Raw genomic sequence first — 19,243 nt, 5'->3', positions numbered from 1 at the left:
GGGGTGACCAGGACCCACCCTCCACCCTTGGTTGGGGCCTACCCCCCCCCTCCTGTCTCCCCCAAACCGGGTTTGCCCCAAAGCATTTTTTCCAAGGAGCCTTCCTTCTTGGAAAACACCTGTTTTGTCCAACACCGGCAGGTCGGGAGCGGCGCGGTCAGTACGGGTTGGTCGTGTATGTGCGGGACAGCGTCTCCGGGATGCGGAAGTAGCTTGCCGACAGGCCCGCCGGGTCCGTCGCCAGGGCGCCGCGGCCGGGGACGTCGTCGCCGTCGTCCCAGCCCCACGGCGCGTTCGCCGAGTTCTGCGTGCAGGAGATGCCGCCGTCACCGCAGGAGCCGGAGGTGTCGCCCGCGAACGTGCCCGCGCTCGCGAAGAGCTGGGTGTTGTTGCGCTGCGCCCACAGGCCGCCCGCGGCGTGGATGTCCACCAGGCGGTAGGACACGTCCCGGTCGTCCGGGTGCTCCGGCACCTCGGCGCGGCCGGCCGGGTAGTAGATGACGCCGTCGCCCTTGATGTCGTAGCCCGGGCGCGCCTTGAGGCCGTGGCCCTTGGCCTCCTGGGCGGTGACCGGGTGGGTCAGGCCGTCGTGCGGGCTGGTCGCCATCTGCAGCGTGCCGTCGATCGTCTCGCCGCCCGCGCCCCAGGTGCTGCCCTGCGGGGTGTACGAGTAGAAGTCGCTGTGCGCCACCGTGACGGCGCCGCGCAGGACGCCGTAGGCCGAGCCGTCCTTCTGCACGGCGACCATGACGCCCTCGGCGTCGTTCTCGTGCTCCGTGTCGAAGATCGAGTCCGACCAGTCCCGCGGGTGGAAGAACATGTAGGTCACGAACCAGTGGGTCGATGTCTCCATGACCGAGTAGTACGCCGTGGCGGCCAGCGCGTGGCTGCCGGTGTTCTCCCAGTTGTTGCGCGCGTTCAGGTCGCCGTCGAAGTCGTAGGCGGCGAGGTAGTCCGAACGGCCGCCCAGGGCGTTGGTCCCGGTCTGGTCCACGTCCTGGTAGTGGATCGGCGCCCAGCGCTGGGCCAGGTCGGTGTTGCTCGCGGCCGACACCGCGGCAGTGCTCGCGTGGGCGGCGCTCGCCGCCGCCGGCCCCGCCGCGGCGGATCCCGCCGCCGCGATCCCCAGGGCGACCACGGCCGCCGTCGCGCCGGCGGCCAGCGTCAGTGTTCGTGCAGGTCCAGGCATCTGTTTCCCTCGTCCCGGTCGGTCTGACAGGTGGGTGTTCGAGGGAAGACTTCACCCCACGCGTTGCCGCAGGGCAACCGTGACATGGCAGTTCGATGACCAGTTCTAGCCCGGCAGGCGGTCCGTCGGCAGATCCTCCGCGAGCAGATCCTCCGCCAACAGGTCCTCGGCCAGCCGCGCGGCCTGCCGCCGCAGGTCCGGCACCGACGTGCACTCCCACTCCAGCCCACGCCGGGCCAGCCCCATGGCGCGCAGCCGCGGGTGGCCGACGCCGGCGGCGTCGACCAGTGCGGCGTCCGGCGTCAGGTCGAGGCCCGTGCCGAGCCGGTGGGGGCGCATCGTGCCACGCGCCACCAGCGCGTCCACCAGGGGGTTCCAGCCGGGCGAGGTCAGCGCCGGCAGCCCCGTGGCGCCGACCACGAGGTCGAACGCGGACGTGTCCGGCCCCGCCCCGCCTGGCCCGCCCACCACCGCGTCGACCGTGGACACGGTGAGCACGCCGTCCGCGAGCAGCTCGTCCACGTGGGTGCGCATCGCGTGCGACATGCGGTGCCGCACGTTCTCCCACGAGCGCGCGTGCTCGCGCTGGAACGCCGCCTGCTCGTCGGCGGTCAGCCGGGACCAGGCGGGGTTGACCTGCGGGCGGACGGCGTCGATCACCGCGCGCCAGTCCCGCCCCGCCGCGCGCTCCGCGGCGACGCGCCGCCGCACCACGTCGACGGCGCCGTCGAGCGCACCGCCGGGTGCACCGCCAGGTCCGTCCCGGGGTTCGTGACCCGGCGCACCACCGAGGTCGACCTCCACGGCCGGCGGCAGCGGGTCCGCGGCGTGCGCCGCGGGCAGGGCACCGCCCCGGGAGACGGCGGTGAACGTCGCGCCGGGCAGCAGCGGGTGCAGGTGCGCGACGACGTCGAGCGTGGTCAGGCCGGTGCCCACGACCAGCACCCGGCGGGCGCCCGCGGCCCGCTCGTCGAGGTCGGGCGACCAGGGGTCGGCGACGTAGCGCTCGCCCCACGCCTCGTACTCGGGCAGCCGCACGGGCGGCGGGGTGCCGAGCGCGAGGACGGCGGCGTCGGCGCGCAGGGCGGTGCCGTCGGCCAGGGTGAGCGTGACGCCCGCCCCGGCGTCCGCCACGCCGTCGCCGCTCCCGCCCACCGGTCCGGGACCGTCCACCACGTCCACCACCGTGCCGCGCACGTGCTCCACCGCGGAGCCGGCCGGCACGGGCACCGAGCCGAGCAGCTCGGTGAGGTACCGGCCGAAGTCGGAGCGCTGCAGGAACGTGCCCGGCTCGGCGGGCACGCCGGCCGACGCGCACCAGCGCAGCAGGTGCTCGGGGTCGTCGTCGAAGGCGCTGAGCCGCGCGACCACGGCGTTGAGCGTGTGCCGGGGGTCGGTGGTCCGGTAGGGGAGGCCGCGGCCGGGTGTCTCCGCGGGTTCGATCAGCAGGACCCGCACCTGCCGGTGCGGTCCGGGTGACGCGGCCGCACGCACGAGGTGGGCCGAGAGGATGACGCCGGCGGCCCCGCCGCCGACGACGGCGATGGTCCGCTGCATGGCCCGAGGATAACGGTTGCGACCAGGGCCGATGTATTACCGCGCATCGGACATGAGCTACATTCCGCCTAAAAGACGTGGAGCGCGCCTCCGTCGCGCCCAGAGCCTGGGGAGCCATGACAGTCACGACGACCACCCAGTCGGAGCGCCTGGCCGGCCTGGCCGACCTCACGCCGCTGAGCGAGACCACGAGCGGACCCGACCCCGCCGCCGCGTACGAAGCGCTGCGCGCCCGGTGGGGGAACGTGGCGCCCGTGCTCCTGGAGCCGGGCGTTCCGGCCTGGCTCGTGCTGGGGCACCGGGAGCTGGTCACGGTGCTGCGCAACGAGGGCCTGTACTCGCGCGACGCGCGCAACTGGGGCCTGTTCGCGGACGGCACCGTCGGCCCGGGCAGCGGCGTCGGCGGCGTCCTGGCCCCGCGCGACGGCATCTACTACGTGGACGGCGCGCGGCACCGCCACCTGCGCCGGCTGGTCGACGACGCGTTCGAGAGCGTGGACGAGCACCGCCTCGCCGCGACGGTCGAGTACTGGTGCGGCCTCGCGCTGGACCGAGTGCTGGCCGCGGGCGAGGCCGACCTCGTCAGCGACTACGCGCGCGCCGTCCCGCTGCTGGTGATGTCCACCATGTTCGGGCTCGACCCGGAGCAGGCCCGCGCCATGCTCGGGCACTCGCGCAAGGTCTTCCAGGCCAAGGGGGCGGCCGGCGCCGAGGCGCTCGACGCGCAGCGCGCGCTGATCTCCGACCTGATCGCGGACCGCCGCGCGGCGCCGTCGGACGACCTGACCTCGGCGATCCTGCGGCACCCGAGCGCGCCCACCGACCTGGACGCGCAGAGCGCGGTGTCCGCCACGCTCATCCTGGGCAGCGAGTTCGAGGTCGGGTGGATCACGCAGGCGCTGCGCCTGCGGCTCACCGACCCGCGGTTCGACGGGCGCTCGGGCGGCCGGCTGTCCGCGCCGGACACGCTGGAGGCCGTGCTCGGCTCCACGCCGCCGGCGCCGAACGCGGCGCCGCGCTTCGCCCTGGCCGACACCACGCTCGGCGACCGGGCGATCGCGGCGGGCGACGCCGTCGTGCCGGGCATCCTGGGCGCGAGCGCCGAGTCCCGGGGGACCGGCGACGACATCTGGCTCGAGTCCGGCAACCTCTCCTACCTCACGTGGGGCGCGGGCCCGCACGCGTGCCCCGCGCGCCGCCCCGCGACCCTGATCGCGCAGATCACGGTCGAGGCGGCGCTGCGCCGCCTCGGTGGCGTCGCGCTGACCGTGCCGCCGGAGGCCCTGCGCTCGGCCGGGACGCTCTTCTCGTCGGCGCCGCGCGAGCTGCCCGTGCGGTTCGAGGTGCCCCGGCCGCCGCGGCCGGTCAGGCCGGCGAGCTGATCGCGAGCATCTCCGGCACGACCACGTCCCAGGCGGACCGCGGCGGGTACTGGTGCCCCACGCCGGGCAGCAGCACCAGCCGCGCGCCGGTGATCGCGGCGGCCAGCGCCGCGCCGTGCTCGGGCGGGAACAGCGGGTCGGCGTCGCCGTGCAGCACCAGGGTGGGCACGGCGACGTCGGCGAGCGTGCCGCGCACCGGGCGGCTCTCGACCAGGAAGTGGTTGGCCGCGGCCGCCGGGTTGATCGACCGCCGCACGATCCGGCGGGCGGTGGCCAGCGCGGCGACCTCGTCGTAGCCGGGCCCGGCGAACGCCCGCTCCGCCGCGACGATCGAGCGGACGACGTCGTCCGGGTCGCTCCAGTCCGGGTCCGGCGGCGGCGAGTGGAACTGGGCCGCCGCCTCCGGCGTGGGGCCGGGCAGGGTCGGCCCGTCGGGGTCGTGCGTCACCGGGCTCGTCGACATCAGCGTGAGCGACGAGACCCGGCGCCGGTGCTCGATCGCCGTCTGCTGCGCGATCCCGCCGCCCATCGACACCCCGGCCAGGTGCGCGCGGCCGATCCCGAGCGCGTCCAGCAGGCGCACCGGGTCCAGCGCGAGGTCGTCCCCGGTGTACGACGGCGCCCCGGGCGGGTCGGTCCGGGAGCGTCCGGTGTCGCGGTGGTCGTAGCGGATGACGTACCGGCCGGGCGGGCCGCCGTCGGCCAGGGCCTGGCAGAAGTCGTCCTGCCACCAGTCCATGGGGCCCCCGATCCCGCCGATCAGGAGGATGGCCGGGTCGGCCGGGTCGCCGAAGGTCTCGGCGCACAGCAGGGCGCCCGGTACGTCGACAAGGGTCTCCGTCATGAGGTGCTGACGACCGGAAGGTTGAAAACTCATCGGTCGGGTTCGCCGGGTCGTGGTGGGGCGTCAGGGTCCGGCGTCGTCAGAACCCGGCGCCGTCAGAACCCGGCGCCGTCAGAACCCCAGGACCAGAGCGACCACGGCGAGCGCCGCCGCCGCGCCCGCGCCGGCCCAGGCGACCAGCACCTGCCGCCGGGTGCGCGCCCGGTCGTCGTCGAGCTGGGTCCGCAGGGTCTCGAACTCGCGGTGGGCCGCCTCGATCTCCGCGCGGAGGGCCGCGAGCTGCGCGTCGGCCCGGGCCGCCGTGGCCTGCGCGGTCGCCGCCTCGGTGCGGGCCGCCGCCGCCTCGGCCCGCGCGTCGGCGGCCTCGTCGCGGGCCGCGGCCGCCTCCGCCCCCGCGTGGTCGGCCGTCGCCAGCGCGGCCGAGGCGAGCGCCGTCGCGTTGTCTGGCTGCTGCGGGAAGGGCTCCTGGACGGCGCCGGGCCCGGCCTCGGGTGCCGGCAGCGGTGCGGCCGTGACCTGCGCCGCCGTCACCTGCGCGGCCGTGACCTGCGCCGCCGTGGCCGATGCCGCCCCGGCCTGCGGTACGCGGCCCGGGATCTCGGCGCGGGAGAGCTGGTTCTGCACCTCGGCCTTGAGGTCGGACAGGAAGGGCTTCAGGCCCCGGCGCTCCTTCGCGGAGGCGTGGCGGGGCACACCGCCGGCCGGGACCGGGGCGTCGAGGGCGCTGGGGTCGTGGTCGCTCGCCATGGGTGAGGAACATACACGGGGGTCGATCTGTGACATATGACCGATCGGTGGGTGGCCGGGTGAGATCCGGCCGCGCCCGCGGGTACGGTGCCAGGGTGCAGTTCACCCGGCCCGACCTCGCCCGAGTCCTCGACCGTTCCGTGCGCGCCGACCCCGTGGCCGACGTCGGCTGGCTGGCCGCCCCGCCGCCGCGCGCCCGCGTGCTGCGCGAGCGGGTGGCGCTCGACCCGGACGCGTCCCTGGCGGACACCGCCGACGCGCTGTTCGGCTGGGCCGTGCACCGCGGCGCCGGGCTGACGATCGCCCCGACCGGCCCGGCCGCCCTCGGCGTGACCGTGGTGCAGGCCGTGCACGTGGGGCCGCTGTGGTTCACGGCCCCGTGCCGGGTGGTCGACGTCGTCCGCGAACCCGACGAGGCCGGGTTCACCTACGCGACGCTGCCGCACCACCCGGAGACGGGCGTGGAGTCCTTCCGCGTGCTGCGCGACGGCGCGGGTCTCGCCTTCGAGATCCACGCCGTGGCCCGGCACGACTTCTGGGGCAGCCGGATCGTGCCGCAGGCGGCCCACCGCGTGCAGGACCGCGTGACGCGGGGCTACCTGCGCGCGGCCCGGGAGCTCAGCCGAGGGGCTCGTCCAGGAACTCGCTGATCAGCGCCGTCGTCTCGGCGGGGCGCTCCAGGTTCGGCAGGTGGCCGGCCCAGCCGAGCTGGGTGTGCCGGGCGCCGGGGATGTGCCCGGCGAGGTGGTTCGCGATGGCGCGGAAGTGGTCGAGGTCCTGACCGCCGGAGACGACGAGCGTGCGGGCGGTGATCGCCGTCAGGTCGATCGCGGGCCCGGCCTCCTCGTTGATGTCGTCGCCGGCGGCGAGCTGCACGTCGAAGGCATGGCGCTGCATGGTCCGCACCAGCTCGCGGGCCTCGTCGTCCGCGTCGGGGCCGAGCCAGGTGGCGACGTTGAGCTCGGTGGCGCCGTCCAGGTCGCCCGCCTCCAGCAGCGCGTCCTCGCGGCGTGCGAAGCGCTGCACCGAGCGCGTGGGCGGCAGCGCGTAGGCAGAGTTGATCAGCATCAGGTGCGACACGAGGTCCGGCCACGCGGAGGCCACCTGGAGGGCGACCTGGCCGCCCGCGGACGCCGCGACGATCGCCACGGGCCGCTCGCCCAGCGAGTCGAGCAGCGCCTTGACGTCGCCCGCGTTGTCGAAGCGTGCGCTGGTCAGCGGGGTGTCACCGTAGCCGCGCAGGTCGCAGCGGATCACGCGGTGGTGCTGGGCCAGCGGGGCCCGCTGCGGGTCCCACATCCGGGAGTCGGCGACGCCGGCGTGCAGGAGCAGGACGGCGGGGCCGGAACCCGTGGTGTCGTGGCTGAGGATCATCCGCCGACCGTAACGGCGGCGGCGCGGCACGGGCCAACGCATTCGGTGGACTCCCGTCCAGGCGGCGGATATACTCGAACACATGTACGAACCTACGGAAGGTCAGGCCCTCGACGGACCCGTCGACGCGGCGTTCGCGGCCCTGCTGGACGGGTTGTTCACCGGCCCCCGGGTCACCTACGCGCCGGTCCGCGAGGCCCCGACGTACTACGGCGGCCACCGCCCGGCCGAGCAGCGTCACGGCGGGCGAGGCCAGGGCAGGCGGCACCGGCGCTTCGTGCTGCGCGCCGGCACCGACCTGGACGACCCGCGCCTCGACCCGCGCTAGGGTTCGCGGCGGCTAGACCACGACCCCGACCACGGCGGCGACGACCGCCAGCGCGATGCCGACCCACGCGAACGTGGTCGCGGTGGCGGCCTTCTTCGTGGCGGCCTCCGCGGTCTCGCGCGCGGCGTCGGCGGCCGTGCGCGCCGCGTCGAGGTCGCCCCGCAGCGTGCCGGCGGTCGTGGTGAGCACGTCGAGCTCGCCCTGCAGCCGCTCCGCCTCCGCGCGGGCCTCGGCCGCTGCCTGCTCGGCCGACGCCGCCTGCTCGTCGAGCCGGCCGTCGAACCGGGTGGCCAGCTCGGCGACGGTCTTCTCCCGCGCCGCGGCGAGGCCCTGTTCGAGGCCCGTGTCCAGGGCCTCCTTCAGCGACTTCTCCTGGGTGTCGCCCCGCTTCGCGACGAGCTCCCGCAGGTCGGCGCCCTGCTCCTTGAGCGCGACGGTCAGCTCGGCGCGGACCTCCTCCGGGGTCAGGGGCTTGTCCGGCTTGGCCAGGTAGGCGTCGGCCCAGGTGCGCCGCGACCGGCTCCTGCCGGACCCGGAGCCCTCGACGACGGCCTCCTTCTCCTCCTCGGTCAGGCGGTCGAGCGCCTCGGCGGCGGCCTTGACCGCGGGCGGCGTCTCCACGGGAGCCTTGGCGCCCTTGGGGGTCTTTCCCTCGGCTGGCATCGGAGTCCTGGCCCCCTGGGGTGTCGCGGCGGCTGCCACGGCTGCGGCGTAGTCGGCGTCCTCGGTGTCGGCCGACGCCGACTCCGGGATCTTGATGGGCTTGTTCAGCAGAGCCCGTAGGCGGTCCATCCGCTCAGTCTTCTCGCCGCCCTCGGTCCGAGGCGCGTCGCTGTCACTGCTCATGGGGCAAAACGTACTGCTCTGCCCGATCTAGGTCGACTACCTCGGCGGGAGTGGCGTCCTTGTCGAACGGTGAGTGCCGCCAGGACCGCCGCCGCGAAGAACAGCCCGGCGCAGATCCTGATGGCGGCATGGAACGCGGTCAGGAAGACGGCGGGGTCGGTGTACGCCGCGGCGGTGAGTCCCGCGGCTGCCGGGATAGCGGCCACGGCCAGCAGCTGTGCCGCCCGGGCGACGGCGTTGTTGACGCCGGAGGCGATCCCGGCATGCTCCACGGGCGCGGCGGCCAGTGCCGCGGAGGTGAGCGGGGCGACCATGACGGCCAGGCCGCACCCGAAGGCGACGGTCATCGGAAGGACCTCGGTGAGGTAGTCGCTGTCGGCCTGGAGCCTGAGCCCGAGAAGCGTGGCGAGGCCGAGCACGAGCGGTCCCGCCGTCACCTGGACCCGGGGGCCGATCCGGCTGGCCAGGGCACCGCTGCGCGCGGAGAAGATCAGGACGACGAGTGTGATCGGCAGGAGCGCCGAGCCCGCGACGAGCGGGCTGAACCCCGACACCACCTGGAGCTGGAGCACGAGGAGGAACAGGGTCGCGCCGATCGCGCCGTACGCAAGGAACGTCACCGCGTTGATGGCACGGAACTGGGACACCCCGAACAGGCTCGGCGGCAGCATCGGGTTGCGCACCCGGCGCTCGATCAGGACGAAGGCGATGAGTCCCGCGAGTCCCAGACCGGCCGGGAGGACGACGCCGAACGAGCCCGCACCTGACGCAGGGGCGGAGATCAGCGCGTACGACATGCCGCCGAGCCCGACCACACCGGCGAGCGCGCCGGCGACGTCCAGGCGACCGCCGGCCGCGGGATCCCGGGTCTCGGGAACGCGCCTGAGGCAGAGCCAGACCACCAGCGCCGCCAGGGGCAGGTTGATGAGAAAGATGTAGCGCCACGAGCCGGCCTCGATCAACCAGCCGCCCAGGAACGGGCCGAGCGCGGACGCCACGCCGCTGAAGCCCGCCCAGGTGCCCACGGCGCGCGCCCGGTCGGCCTCGGCGTAGGTCGCCTGGATGATCGCCAGGCTCGCCGGGGTGAGCAGGGCGGCGCCGAACCCCTGGACGGCACGGGCGCCGATGAGCAGTCCTTCCGTCGGAGCCACGGCGCACAGCAGCGACGCCACGGCGAACCAGACGACGCCCACGAGGAAGACCCGCCGGCGCCCGAACCGGTCGCCCGCCGAGCCGCCCAGCAGGATGAACGACGCCAGGGTCAGCGTGTACGCCGTGAGCGTCCACTGCAGGCCCGAGAACTCCATCCCGAGGTCGCGGCCGATGGCGGGGAGCGCGACATTGACCACGGTCGCGTCGATCGACGCCAGGCCGGACCCCAGGATGGTCGCGGTCAGCAGCCACCGGCCCTGGGTGCTGGCGAGGCGGACCGAGGGGGGAACCGCGTGCGGCGGGCAGACGACGTCAATATCGACCATGGCTCAGACCGTGGTGACCATGCCGCCGTCGATCAGCACGTCGGTCCCGGTGATGTTGCCGGCCGTGCCGGACGCGAGCAGCAGCACGACCTGCGCGACCTCGTCGGGTCGGGTGAACCGCCCGGTCGGGGTGCCGCCGACGGCGGCGTCGCGGACGGCACCGGGGTCGACGCCCTGGGCCTGACCGAGGGTCTCGGCCACCCCTCCGGGCCCGAGCCACAGCGCTGTCTCCACCGGGCCGGGGCTGACGGTGTTGACCCGGACGCCGGAGGGGCCGACCTCCTTGGACAGCGACTTGCTGAAGCTGCGCAGCGCGGCCTTCGCGGCGCTGTAGTCGATGACCCCGGGGTCCGGCAGGGTCGCGTTGACCGAGCAGATCGTCACGATGGCCGACGGCGCCGCCGTGAGCAGGTGCGGCAGCGCCGCGCGGGTCGCGCGCACGGCGGAGAGCAGGTTCACCTGCAGCGCCCACTCCCAGTCGGCGTCGGAGACGTCCAGGAAGCCGTTGGTGCGCGGGCGCACCCCGCCGACGTTGTTGACGAGCAGGTCGACGCCGCCGAAGCGGGTAACGGCCTGGTCCACGAGCGCCTGACAGCCCGCCGCAGTGGTCAGGTCGCCGAGCACCGTGACGACACCCTGGTCGGCCAGGGCGCTCAGCTCGGCGGACTCGCTGCGAGCCCCCGCGGCCACCTGCACGCCCTCGTCCACCAGGGCACGGACCACGGCGAGTCCGATGCCCTTGCTCGCACCGGTCACGACGGCACGGCGTCCGGCCAGGTCGAGCTTCACAGCTCCTGCCCCTTCAGCCAGGTCAGGCAGGTCTCCGCGATCTCCGCCCAGCCCGAGTCGATCGTCAGCGAGTGTCCCCGGTCCGGGAAGGTGGTCAGGTCGGTGACCGCCTCCGAGTGCCGGTACTGCTTGAGCGTCGCGCGCGTCACCGCCTCGGGAACGGTGTGGTCCTTTCCGCTGGCGATCAGCAGGAGCGGCCCGCGGGACTGGTTGTCGGTGTCGACCTTCGCCGGCGAGTGCGGGTCGAAGTTGGCTGAGGCCGCCTCGAACAGGGGCTTGCCGGGTGCCGGGATCGTCCATCGCTCGAACAGCTCGTCCGACTCCTCCTCGGAGACGGCGTTCCCGAAGGCGAAGCGGAACTGCTCGGCGGTCAGCGAGACGGCCCGGTGCTTGTTCGCGGGGTTCTTGAACACCGGCAGCGTCGCGCGCAGCGCCGAGAGGGGGAGGGGCAGCACGCCCTTGATCTGAGCGGCGTCGATCGCGATCGCAGCCCTGGCGCGGTCCTGGCCCAGCAGCTTCTGGGCGATCATCCCGCCGAACGAGTGCCCGATCAGGATCGGCAGCTCGGGGAGCTCGTCGATGATCGCGGCGAAGTGCGCCACGACGTCGTCGATGCCGTGGTCGCCGATCGTCTCCGGGCTCTGCCGCGAGGCCTGCACGGTCTCCGCGTCACCGGGCCATCCCGGCGCCTGCGGCACATAACCCTCGGCGCGGAACCGCGTCTCCCACGGTTCCCATGAGCTGCTGTGCAGCCACAGCCCGTGGATGAAGAGCACTGGTGTTCCCACGGTTGCCTCCTTGCTCGGTCCCCTGTGCTGGTCGCACCAGGGTGTACTCAGAGGCTAGGACGGCCGGGACCCCGCCGACTTCAGTCGGATGACTGTGCCTGGTCCAGCGGGCCGGCGGTGCCACGGACCAGCACGCTCGCGAGCTGCTGGCGGCTCGTGACGCCGAGCTTGGGAAAGATGCGGTAGAGGTGCGAGGCCACGGTCCGGTGCGAGAGGAAGAGCCGTTGGCCGATCTCCCGGTTGGACAGGCCCTGCGCGGCGAGGTCGGCGATCTGACCCTCCTGCGGGGACAGCTGCGGGCGGATGCCGCCCGCCGGTTCCCAGCCGCGCTCGCCGGTCGCCCGCAGCTCCTGGTCGGCCTGCTGCGCCCAGGGCCGGGCACCCAGGGCGTCGAACGCCGTGCGCGCCGCCCGCAGCGGGTCGCGGGACTCTGCCACCCGTCGCTGGCGGCGCAGCCACGAGCCGTAGGCGAGCTGGGCCCGGGCATGGTGCCACGGGAAGCGTCCGGCGCCGGCGAGCGCGCGGTGGAAGAGCTGCTCGGCGTCGGCGTCGTCCGCGAGCACGGCATGTGAGTACGCGAGCGCGAGCTCCGTGCCGACGGCGGTGGACCCGTTCGCCAGCTCCTCGACGGAGACGGTCAACGCTCTCGCCTCGTCCCGACGGCCGATCCGGACGGCGGCCTCGGCCAGGTAGCTGATCGTCCAGAACTGCTGCACGCGCTGGAAGGCCGGATCGTCCGGGTCGAACACGCGGAGCAGCTCGCCGTACGCCTGCTCGGGCCGGTCCGCCGCCAGCTCGCCGATCCCGCGCACGAGCTGCGCCCCCGCCAGCAGCGACGAGCTCGCGTTCGGCAGCTGGAGCGCGGTCTGCTCGGCCTCGGCGAGGAGGCGATGACGCCCGTCCCAGCTCCCGCTGACCGCGTCGACGAATGCCAGCGCGAGCCGCGCCGTCCCGGCCCACACCCGTTGGCCGGTCTCGTCGGAGAGGCGCATGCCCTCGTCGGCCGACCGGGCCCGGTCGAAGACGCCCAGGTTGATCTCCGCCCAGGCCCGGATCGAGAGCGCCTCGGCGAGGAGGGACAGGCGCCCCTCGGCCCGGAAGCCGTGGATCGCCGTCGAGAGCGACGAGTCCGCGCGCACGAAGTCGCCCGCGCAGAACGCGGCGATGCCCAGGAGCGCCGCGACGTCGGCGGGTCCTTCGCCGTCGACCGGGGAGAAGGCCAGCTGTTCCATCACCGGCCCGCTGAGCTCGAGGGACTCCGCGAGGCCGAGCACGGCCAGCACCCTCGGGTCCGCGGCAGGGAGCGGGACCGCCAGCGCGGCACGGACGATCTCCTGCCGGACCGCCGGGCCGGGGTCGCGCCACCAGACCCTGCGGGCCGCTCCGAACAGCAGCTGCATCGTCAGCTCGACGTCCGCCTCGGCCGTGGCGTCCCGGGCCAGGTCCACCAGGTGGCGGACGTCGGCAGGATCGCTGGTGGCGCCGTCGTGGAACGCGCCCGTCAGCATGGTGAGCCGTGACCGGTCCCGGGGCCGCAGCGTCATCCGGGTGACCTGGTCCTTGAGCCGCTCGACCTCCGCGAACCTGCCGAGCTCGAAGCCCACCTCGGCAGCGCTGAGCAGGCGGGCGGCCCGGTCGAGCGGATCCGGGCTGAGCACCGCCGCCCGCTCGAGCCAGGTGAGCGCGGTGGGAAAGGCACCGCGTCGACGGGCCTCGGCGGCGGCGAGCTCGAGCTGCGCCGCGACGGGCTCGTCACGTCCGGACAGCGCGCCGGCCCGGTGCCAGGCGGCGCGTTCGAGGTCGGTCGAGAGGACGGCTGCCAGAGCACCGTGGCCCTGCTCGCGCCGTTGGGGCGACATGGAGTGCCGGACTGCCGAGGCGATCAGGGGGTGCGTGAAGGCGTAGGTCGGACCCGCCACGGTCAGCAGACCGAGCGCCACCGCGGGCCGCACGTCGTCGGGGCCGACGGCCGCGCCGCACAGGAGGGCAGCGGCAGCGACGACCTCGTCGAGATCGTCACCCTCGTCGAGCGCCGCGACGTCGACGATCGCGCGGGCGACCGGCCCCAGCTCGTCAGCCCGCGCGGCGAAGGCCCGCTCCAGGCGCAGGGTCATCGGGAGCGCGTCGTCCAGCTCGGTCCAACCGGGAGTCCCGGCACTCAGCGCGCCGGCGAACTCGACGAGCGCGAGCGGGTTGCCGTCGGCCTGCGTGATCACCCGGTCGTGCAGCGCCGGGCCGAGGCCCGGCGCCCGCGACCGCAGCAGTGCGTCCGCGGCGTCCGTGGGCAGTCCCTGCAGCTCGATCCAGGTCACGACCTCCTCGTCACCGAGAAGCTGCGGGTCGGGTCGCCGCGCGGTGGACAACAGGACCACCCGCTCGGCGTCGATGCGGCGGGCGACGAACGCCAGCGCGTCGACGGACGCCCGGTCCATCCAGTGCAGGTCGTCGAGGCACACCACGACCGGCGCCTCGTGGGCCAGCTCGGCCAGCAGGTTCAGGACGGCGAGCGAGGTGAAGAACCGGTTGGCCTCCACGTCGTCGACCATGCCGAAGCAGGCGAGCAACGACTGACGCTGCTGGGCCGGCAGCCCGGCGGCCCGTCCGAGGACCGGCCGCAACAGCTGGTGCAGGCCGGCGTACGGCAGGTGTGACTCCGCCTCGCTGCCGCTCGCGTACATGACGGTCGAGCCCGCGTCCGCGGCGTGCTTCATGACCTGCCTCAGCACGGCACTCTTGCCCACTCCGGGCTCACCGCTGAGCCCGATCGCGAACCCACCGGTCGCTACCTGGTCCAGACCGTCGAGCAGTCGGCGGAGCACATCCTCACGGCCGAACAGCGGCCCGGTTTCGACCGCAGTCACCCCGTCATCATGGGCTACGGGACGGGGCCGGTCCAAACCTCTGCCCGACGTTCACCCGGTGGGCCGACGGGGTGGACCCGTCGACCGCACCGGGTGCGTCGTGCCCCGCGCCGCTAGGCGGCATCCTCCGTGAACAGCCGGGGGAGGAAGTCGATGAGCGACTTCTGCCAGACGTCCCAGCTGTGCGGACCCGGGACGATCGGCGCGAACTCGTGGTTCACTCCGCGGTCCTCCATGGCGGCGATCAGCTGCAACGTCGCACCGTAGGTGAAGTCCTGCACGTCACCCGAGTAGACCCGCAGCAGCTTCGTGCCCTCGTTGATGGCCTCGACGTCCGCGGTGGCCGGCGGCGCACCGAACGCCGACATGGCGCCGATGTAGCCGAACTCGCCCGGGTGCGCCCAGAGGGTGCTGAGCGTGTGGCCCGAGCCCATGGAGAGGCCCGCCAGGGCGCGCTGGTCACCGCGGGAGCTGATGTTGAACTGGTCCTCGGCCGCCGGCACGATGCGCGTCGTGATCTCCGTGGGGAAGTCCACGCCGTTTCCGTTGGCCATGACCACCACCATCGGCACGATCTCGCCCCGCAGGTAGCTGTTGTCCAGGATCCGCTGGACGTACCCCACCTCGACCCAGTCGGTCCACGTCTGCCCGCCGCCGTGCTGCAGGTAGAAGACCGGGTACTCCTCGGCGCGGTCCGCGTCGTAGTCCGGGGGCGTCCACACGTACGCCGAGCGCTGCTCGCCGCCGCCCGCGGTGCTGGCGTAGCTCATGATGCTGACCTCGCCGCGCGCGTCGGCAGGCACCTGCGCGGTGTACTGACCGCGGACCGTGTCGCCGTCGGCCGTGAAGGTGCTCCACGTCCGTTCCGAGAACACCTTCGTGGGGTTGTTCGGGTCCTTGTGGTCGACGCCGTCGACCACGAACTTGTAGTAGTAGGACCCGCCCTCGACGGCCAGCGAGAGCCGCCACGAACCGTCGTCCTGCCGGACCATGTGGGTGCGCGGCCAGCTTCCGGCCGGACCGAAGTTGCCCCAGACGGTGATGTTGTTCGCGTCGGCGAACTCGGTGCCGAGCTCGAAGGTGACGACGCCGTTCTCGTCGACCCACGGCGTCGGGGTCGTGCCCGGCGCCGGCAGCTCGTGCTGCACGAACGGCAGGTGCCCCTCGCTCGGGCCCTCGTCGTCGACCTCCTGGAAGATGCGCCCGGCGAAGTCGTGCAGGTTCTTCTGCCAGGTGTCCCAGGTGCCGCCCGTCGCGGGGTCCGACCCGTCGGGCTGGAACTCGACGCCTGCCCTCGTCAGCCTGTCGGCCAGCGCCACCGTCGTGTTGTACGCCGGGTCGGTGACGTTGCCCGCATACAGGCGGACGACGTCGGTCGCGTCGTTGATCTGCTTGGCCTTGCCGCGTGAGATCGGCTTGTCGTAACCGCCCGAGAACGAGCCCACGCTCGTGAACTCTCGCGGCTTGGCGACCACGGCGTCCAGGGCCAGCTCGCCACCGCGGCCGATGCCGGCGACCGCACGACCCGACCCCTTGTCGGAGACGTTGAACGCCCGCTCGACGGCGGGCAGCAGCTCCTTCGTCACGCCGCCGGGACCTGGTGCCCCGGCGTCTCCCATGACGACCACCATCGGCTCGGCGTCGCCGTCGAGCGTGAGGTTGTCCATGATCTGGCCGAGCCGGCCCAGCTCCACCCACTCGCGGTAGCTCTGCCCCTCGTCCTGCAGCAGGTAAAGCACCGGGTACCGCTCCGCGCGGTCCGCGTCGTAGCCCGGGGGCGTCCACACGAGCGCCTCCTTCTCGCGGTTCGGCCCCTTGCCGTACTCGATCGTCTCGAGCTCGCCACCGCCGGCCACGTCGTCGAGCCACTCCGCACCCGGTCCGGGGACGAACAGGGTGCTGTAGGTGGGCTTCGACGTCACCTCCTGGGGCGCGGCGGGGTTGCGGAAGGCGACCGCGTCCTGGTCCGCGGCCGGGCGCGCGGCGTACTGGTAGTAGTACAGGCCGGGTTCGAGGGGGCCGAGCGTGGCGGTCAGGTTCGACCCGCTGGCCCCCATGTTGAGGTCGGTCCACGCCCTGCCCGGGCCGAAGTTCCCCTGCACCGCGACGGGGCCGTCCCCGATGCCGGTCTGCTCGGTCACCGCCGCGCGGGGCACCGTGAAGCGGTAGACGTCGGAGATCGGGTTGTTCGGCACCTCGCTCACCCACGGGTCGGCACTCACCGCTTCCGCGGCAGCAGGAGGAGCGACGAGCACCACCCCCGTCACCACCGCGCTCGCGGCCACGGCCGCGAGCGTTCGTCGTCCCCGTCGGATCGTTCGGGCGGGGCCTGTCTGAGATACGGACGTTCGAGCCATCTACGTGCTCCTTTGCACGAGCGGGATCCGGTCGAGCGCGACTTTAACGTTAAATACGAGGCACGACAAGACTCGGTCGGCACCGCCGCGCGGGGTGTCACCCGCTTCGGGTGAGCACCCAGGGGCGGCGCCCTCAGATGCTCGCCTCGACGGCAGGAGCCGCGCACGTGCGCCCACCAGGAGGCAGCAGGATGAACGACCAGCCCACCGGCCCGTCCGAGGCCTTCCCGCTGCATCTCGACCGGTACCACCTGCCCGAGCCGGAGTGGGACTTCCCGAACGTCCGGATCGGCGCGTACGCGACCGAGTCGGAGCCGGACTTCCCGCCGCCCCGGCAGGCGCCGGAGGGTTCCCCGAACATCCTGCTGGTGCTGCTCGACGACGTCGGGTTCGGGTGGCCGAGCGTCAGCGGGGGACTGGTGCGGATGCCGACCGCCGAGCGGCTGCACGCCCGGGGGCTGTTCTACAACCAGTTCCACACGACGGCGCTGTGCTCGCCGACGCGCGCCGCGCTGCTGACGGGGCGCAACCACCACACGGTGGCGACCGGCGTCATCCAGGAGATGGCGACCGGCTACCCGGGCTACTGCGGCATCATCCCCAAGAGCTGCGCGACGATGGCCGACCTGCTCAAGCACGCCGGCTACGCGTGCGGCTGGTGGGGCAAGAACCACAACGTGCCCGACAACCAGACCAGCGCCGCCGGGCCGTTCGACAACTGGCCGACGAACCAGGGGTTCGACTACTTCTACGGGTTCATCTCGGGTGAGACCGACCAGTTCTACCCCTCGCTGATCCGGAACACGACTCCCGTGGAGCCGCCGGCCCGGCCGGAGGACGGCTACCACCTCACCACCGACCTGGCCGACGACGCCATCGCGTGGATCCGGTCCCAGAAGGCGATCGCCCCCGACCGCCCGCTCCTGACGTACTTCGCCCCCGGGGCGGCCCACGCGCCGCACCAGCCGCCGCTGGACTGGCGCGGACGGAACCAGGGCCGGTTCGACCTGGGCTGGGACGAGTACCGCCGCGTCGTCCACGAGAACCAGCTCCGGATGGGCATCATCCCGGAGGGCAGCGGGCTCACGGAGCGGCCCGACGAGATCCCGTCGTGGGACAGCCAGGCGCCGGAGCACCGGGCGCTGTTCGCCCGGCAGGCCGAGAACTTCGCGGACTTCCTGGAGGCGACGGACCACGAGGTCGGGCGGGTGGTCGACGCCTTCGAGGAGATCGGCGAGCTGGACAACACGATCGTGATCTACATCCTCGGCGACAACGGCTCCTCCGGCGAGGGCTCGCTGGTCGGCACGCCCAACGAGATCATGAGCCTGAACGGCCAACAGCCGACGGTGGACGAGGCCTTGGGCTTCCTCGACCGCTGGGGCATGCCGGGCACGTCGCCGCACTACGCGGTCGGCTGGGCGCACGCGGGCGACACGCCGTTCCAGTGGACCAAGCAGATCGCGTCCCACTTCGGCGGCACCCGCAACGGGATGATCGTGTCCTGGCCCGAGCACATCGCCGAGCGGGGCGGGCTGCGCACCCAGTTCCACCACGTCATCGACATCGTGCCGACGCTCCTGGAGGTCGTCGGCGTCCGGGAGCCGACCTCGGTCAACGGCTACGTCCAGAAGCCGGTCGAGGGCACCAGCCTGGCCTACACCTTCGACACCGGGAACGCCGCAGAGCCGAGCCGCCGGCAGACGCAGTACTTCGAGATGCTCGGCAACCGGGCGATCTACCACGACGGCTGGATCGCCTCGTGCCGCCACGGCCGCCTGCCCTGGGAGACCTCCGGCACGTACTCGTTCGACGACGACACCTGGGAGCTCTACGACATCACCCGGGACTACAGCCAGTCCGTCGACCTCGCCGACCAGGAGCCGGACCGCCTGCGCGACCTGCAGGACCGGTTCATGGCCGAGGCCGCCAAGTACGACGTGCTGCCGATCGACGACCGGTTCGCCGAGCGGCTCGACACGACACTGCGACCGAACTACTTCGCCGGCCGGCAGCGGGTGGTGTTCCACCCCGGCATGGTGCGGCTGCCCGAGGGTTCCGCCCCCAAGATGATCGGCGTGCCGCACACGATCACGGTGCCGGTGGTGATCCCCGACGGGGGTGCGGAAGGTGTCCTGTGCGCGCTCGGCGGTGACGCCGCCGGGTTCTCCCTCTTCCTGTGGGAGGGCAGAGCGCGGTACCACTACAACTACTTCGGGATCGAGCGCTACGACGCGGTCTCCGCGTCACCGCTGACGCCCGGGTCGCACACGGTCGTCGTGGAGTTCACGCCGGACGCCCCGCAGCCGGGCAGCCCCGCGACCGTCGTGCTCCGGGTCGACGGCGCGGAGGCCGCGCGTACCCGGATCGAGCGCCAGGTCCCGATGCGCTGCGGCACGGAGACCTTCGACGTCGGCATGGACTGCGTCTCGCCCGTGTGCGACGAGTACGCGGACCGCGGGCTGTTCCCCTTCACCGGGACCCTGACGTCGGTGACGTTCGACTTCGGGGCCCCCGACGCGACGACGGGCATGGACCGGCTCAAGCTCGCCACCCGGATGGACTGACCAGCAGCCCCGACCTCGACCCCGGCGGCGGCCCCGTTTCACCCGCAACGGGTGAGGGCGCCGCCCCGCGCGGCCACGCAAGGTCACGGGGCCAGCTCAAGCCGTGGAACCGTCTCAAGCCGTGGGAACAGGACGT

Annotated in this window: 15 protein-coding genes; 4 read left to right on the top strand and 11 right to left on the bottom strand. The window is 73.5% G+C overall.

Annotated features, from left to right (window positions below):
• Positions 1-157: 157 nt before the first annotated feature.
• Positions 158-1,189, bottom strand: coding sequence for a hypothetical protein (locus ACFV9Q_RS06925; RefSeq protein ID WP_377233765.1), 1,032 nt, complete (start codon positions 1,187-1,189; stop codon positions 158-160).
• Between the two features lie 105 nt (positions 1,190-1,294).
• Entirely contained in the window at positions 1,295-2,746 is a 1,452-nt protein-coding gene (locus tag ACFV9Q_RS06920; protein ID WP_377233764.1) for an FAD/NAD(P)-binding protein, read from the bottom strand.
• 116 nt (positions 2,747-2,862) lie between these two features.
• Between ACFV9Q_RS06920 and ACFV9Q_RS06915 the strand changes: the two genes are divergently transcribed.
• Positions 2,863-4,128: a hypothetical protein gene (locus ACFV9Q_RS06915; protein ID WP_377233763.1), complete on the top strand. Its 1,266-nt coding sequence runs from the start codon at positions 2,863-2,865 to the stop codon at positions 4,126-4,128.
• Here ACFV9Q_RS06915 and ACFV9Q_RS06910 read toward each other — a convergent pair.
• Together ACFV9Q_RS06910 and ACFV9Q_RS06905 are read right to left on the bottom strand one after the other, a co-directional pair.
• Complete coding sequence (locus ACFV9Q_RS06910) at positions 4,112-4,972, bottom strand: alpha/beta fold hydrolase (RefSeq protein ID WP_377233762.1); 861 nt, start codon at positions 4,970-4,972, stop codon at positions 4,112-4,114. The two genes, ACFV9Q_RS06915 and ACFV9Q_RS06910, sit on opposite strands and share 17 nt — an antisense overlap.
• A gap of 111 nt (positions 4,973-5,083) precedes the next feature.
• Positions 5,084-5,719: a hypothetical protein gene (locus ACFV9Q_RS06905; protein WP_377233761.1), complete on the bottom strand. Its 636-nt coding sequence runs from the start codon at positions 5,717-5,719 to the stop codon at positions 5,084-5,086.
• 95 nt (positions 5,720-5,814) lie between these two features.
• Between ACFV9Q_RS06905 and ACFV9Q_RS06900 the strand changes: the two genes are divergently transcribed.
• Positions 5,815-6,369: a DUF1990 family protein gene (locus ACFV9Q_RS06900; RefSeq protein WP_377233760.1), complete on the top strand. Its 555-nt coding sequence runs from the start codon at positions 5,815-5,817 to the stop codon at positions 6,367-6,369.
• On the opposite strand, the gene ACFV9Q_RS06895 is transcribed toward ACFV9Q_RS06900, so the two are convergent.
• Positions 6,338-7,093 (bottom strand): alpha/beta fold hydrolase, encoded by a 756-nt coding sequence (locus tag ACFV9Q_RS06895; protein WP_377233759.1) that lies wholly within the window; start codon positions 7,091-7,093, stop codon positions 6,338-6,340. The two genes, ACFV9Q_RS06900 and ACFV9Q_RS06895, sit on opposite strands and share 32 nt — an antisense overlap.
• Before the next feature lie 82 nt (positions 7,094-7,175).
• Here ACFV9Q_RS06895 and ACFV9Q_RS06890 point away from each other — a divergent pair, with 82 nt between their 5' ends.
• Positions 7,176-7,421 (top strand): hypothetical protein, encoded by a 246-nt coding sequence (locus ACFV9Q_RS06890; RefSeq protein ID WP_377233758.1) that lies wholly within the window; start codon positions 7,176-7,178, stop codon positions 7,419-7,421.
• A 12-nt stretch (positions 7,422-7,433) separates the two neighbouring features.
• On the opposite strand, the gene ACFV9Q_RS06885 is transcribed toward ACFV9Q_RS06890, so the two are convergent.
• From ACFV9Q_RS06885 to ACFV9Q_RS06860, 6 genes are all read right to left on the bottom strand, one after another.
• Positions 7,434-8,267, bottom strand: a complete 834-nt coding sequence (locus ACFV9Q_RS06885) for a hypothetical protein (protein ID WP_377233757.1) — start codon at positions 8,265-8,267, stop codon at positions 7,434-7,436.
• Complete coding sequence (locus ACFV9Q_RS06880; protein ID WP_377233756.1) at positions 8,264-9,745, bottom strand: DHA2 family efflux MFS transporter permease subunit; 1,482 nt, start codon at positions 9,743-9,745, stop codon at positions 8,264-8,266. Before ACFV9Q_RS06880 ends, ACFV9Q_RS06885 begins: the two co-directional genes overlap by 4 nt.
• A gap of 3 nt (positions 9,746-9,748) precedes the next feature.
• On the bottom strand, positions 9,749-10,534 hold the full coding sequence (locus ACFV9Q_RS06875) for an oxidoreductase (protein ID WP_377233755.1): 786 nt from the start codon (positions 10,532-10,534) through the stop codon (positions 9,749-9,751).
• Positions 10,531-11,322 (bottom strand): alpha/beta hydrolase, encoded by a 792-nt coding sequence (locus ACFV9Q_RS06870; protein WP_377233754.1) that lies wholly within the window; start codon positions 11,320-11,322, stop codon positions 10,531-10,533. The genes ACFV9Q_RS06875 and ACFV9Q_RS06870 overlap by 4 nt, the downstream gene beginning before the upstream one ends.
• Before the next feature lie 80 nt (positions 11,323-11,402).
• Positions 11,403-14,183, bottom strand: a complete 2,781-nt coding sequence (locus ACFV9Q_RS06865; RefSeq protein WP_377233753.1) for an ATP-binding protein — start codon at positions 14,181-14,183, stop codon at positions 11,403-11,405.
• 113 nt (positions 14,184-14,296) lie between these two features.
• Positions 14,297-16,468, bottom strand: a complete 2,172-nt coding sequence (locus ACFV9Q_RS06860) for an alpha/beta hydrolase-fold protein (protein ID WP_377233752.1) — start codon at positions 16,466-16,468, stop codon at positions 14,297-14,299.
• A 263-nt stretch (positions 16,469-16,731) separates the two neighbouring features.
• On the opposite strand from ACFV9Q_RS06860, the gene ACFV9Q_RS06855 reads away from it, so the two are divergent.
• On the top strand, positions 16,732-19,107 hold the full coding sequence (locus ACFV9Q_RS06855) for an arylsulfatase (RefSeq protein ID WP_377233751.1): 2,376 nt from the start codon (positions 16,732-16,734) through the stop codon (positions 19,105-19,107).
• Positions 19,108-19,243 lie beyond the last annotated feature (136 nt).

It is taken from the genome of Promicromonospora sp. NPDC059942 (genome assembly GCF_042731755.1).
Classification (GTDB): Bacteria; Actinomycetota; Actinomycetes; order Actinomycetales; family Cellulomonadaceae; genus Promicromonospora.
Note: the sequence above shows the minus strand (reverse complement) of the source record. Positions and strands in the feature narration are given on the sequence as shown.

Bases quoted from the DNA above. Each gene is read 5' to 3' on its own strand.
- ACFV9Q_RS06925 (WP_377233765.1), bottom strand. From the start codon at position 1,189: ATGCCTGGACCTGCACGAACACTGACGCTGGCCGCCGGCGCGACGGCG.
- ACFV9Q_RS06905 (WP_377233761.1), bottom strand. From the start codon at position 5,719: ATGGCGAGCGACCACGACCCCAGCGCCCTCGACGCCCCGGTCCCGGCC.
- ACFV9Q_RS06880 (WP_377233756.1), bottom strand. From the start codon at position 9,745: ATGGTCGATATTGACGTCGTCTGCCCGCCGCACGCGGTTCCCCCCTCG.
- ACFV9Q_RS06890 (WP_377233758.1), top strand. From the start codon at position 7,176: ATGTACGAACCTACGGAAGGTCAGGCCCTCGACGGACCCGTCGACGCG.
- ACFV9Q_RS06915 (WP_377233763.1), top strand. From the start codon at position 2,863: ATGACAGTCACGACGACCACCCAGTCGGAGCGCCTGGCCGGCCTGGCC.
- ACFV9Q_RS06895 (WP_377233759.1), bottom strand. From the start codon at position 7,093: ATGATCCTCAGCCACGACACCACGGGTTCCGGCCCCGCCGTCCTGCTC.
- ACFV9Q_RS06910 (WP_377233762.1), bottom strand. From the start codon at position 4,972: ATGACGGAGACCCTTGTCGACGTACCGGGCGCCCTGCTGTGCGCCGAG.
- ACFV9Q_RS06920 (WP_377233764.1), bottom strand. From the start codon at position 2,746: ATGCAGCGGACCATCGCCGTCGTCGGCGGCGGGGCCGCCGGCGTCATC.
- ACFV9Q_RS06885 (WP_377233757.1), bottom strand. From the start codon at position 8,267: ATGAGCAGTGACAGCGACGCGCCTCGGACCGAGGGCGGCGAGAAGACT.
- ACFV9Q_RS06855 (WP_377233751.1), top strand. From the start codon at position 16,732: ATGAACGACCAGCCCACCGGCCCGTCCGAGGCCTTCCCGCTGCATCTC.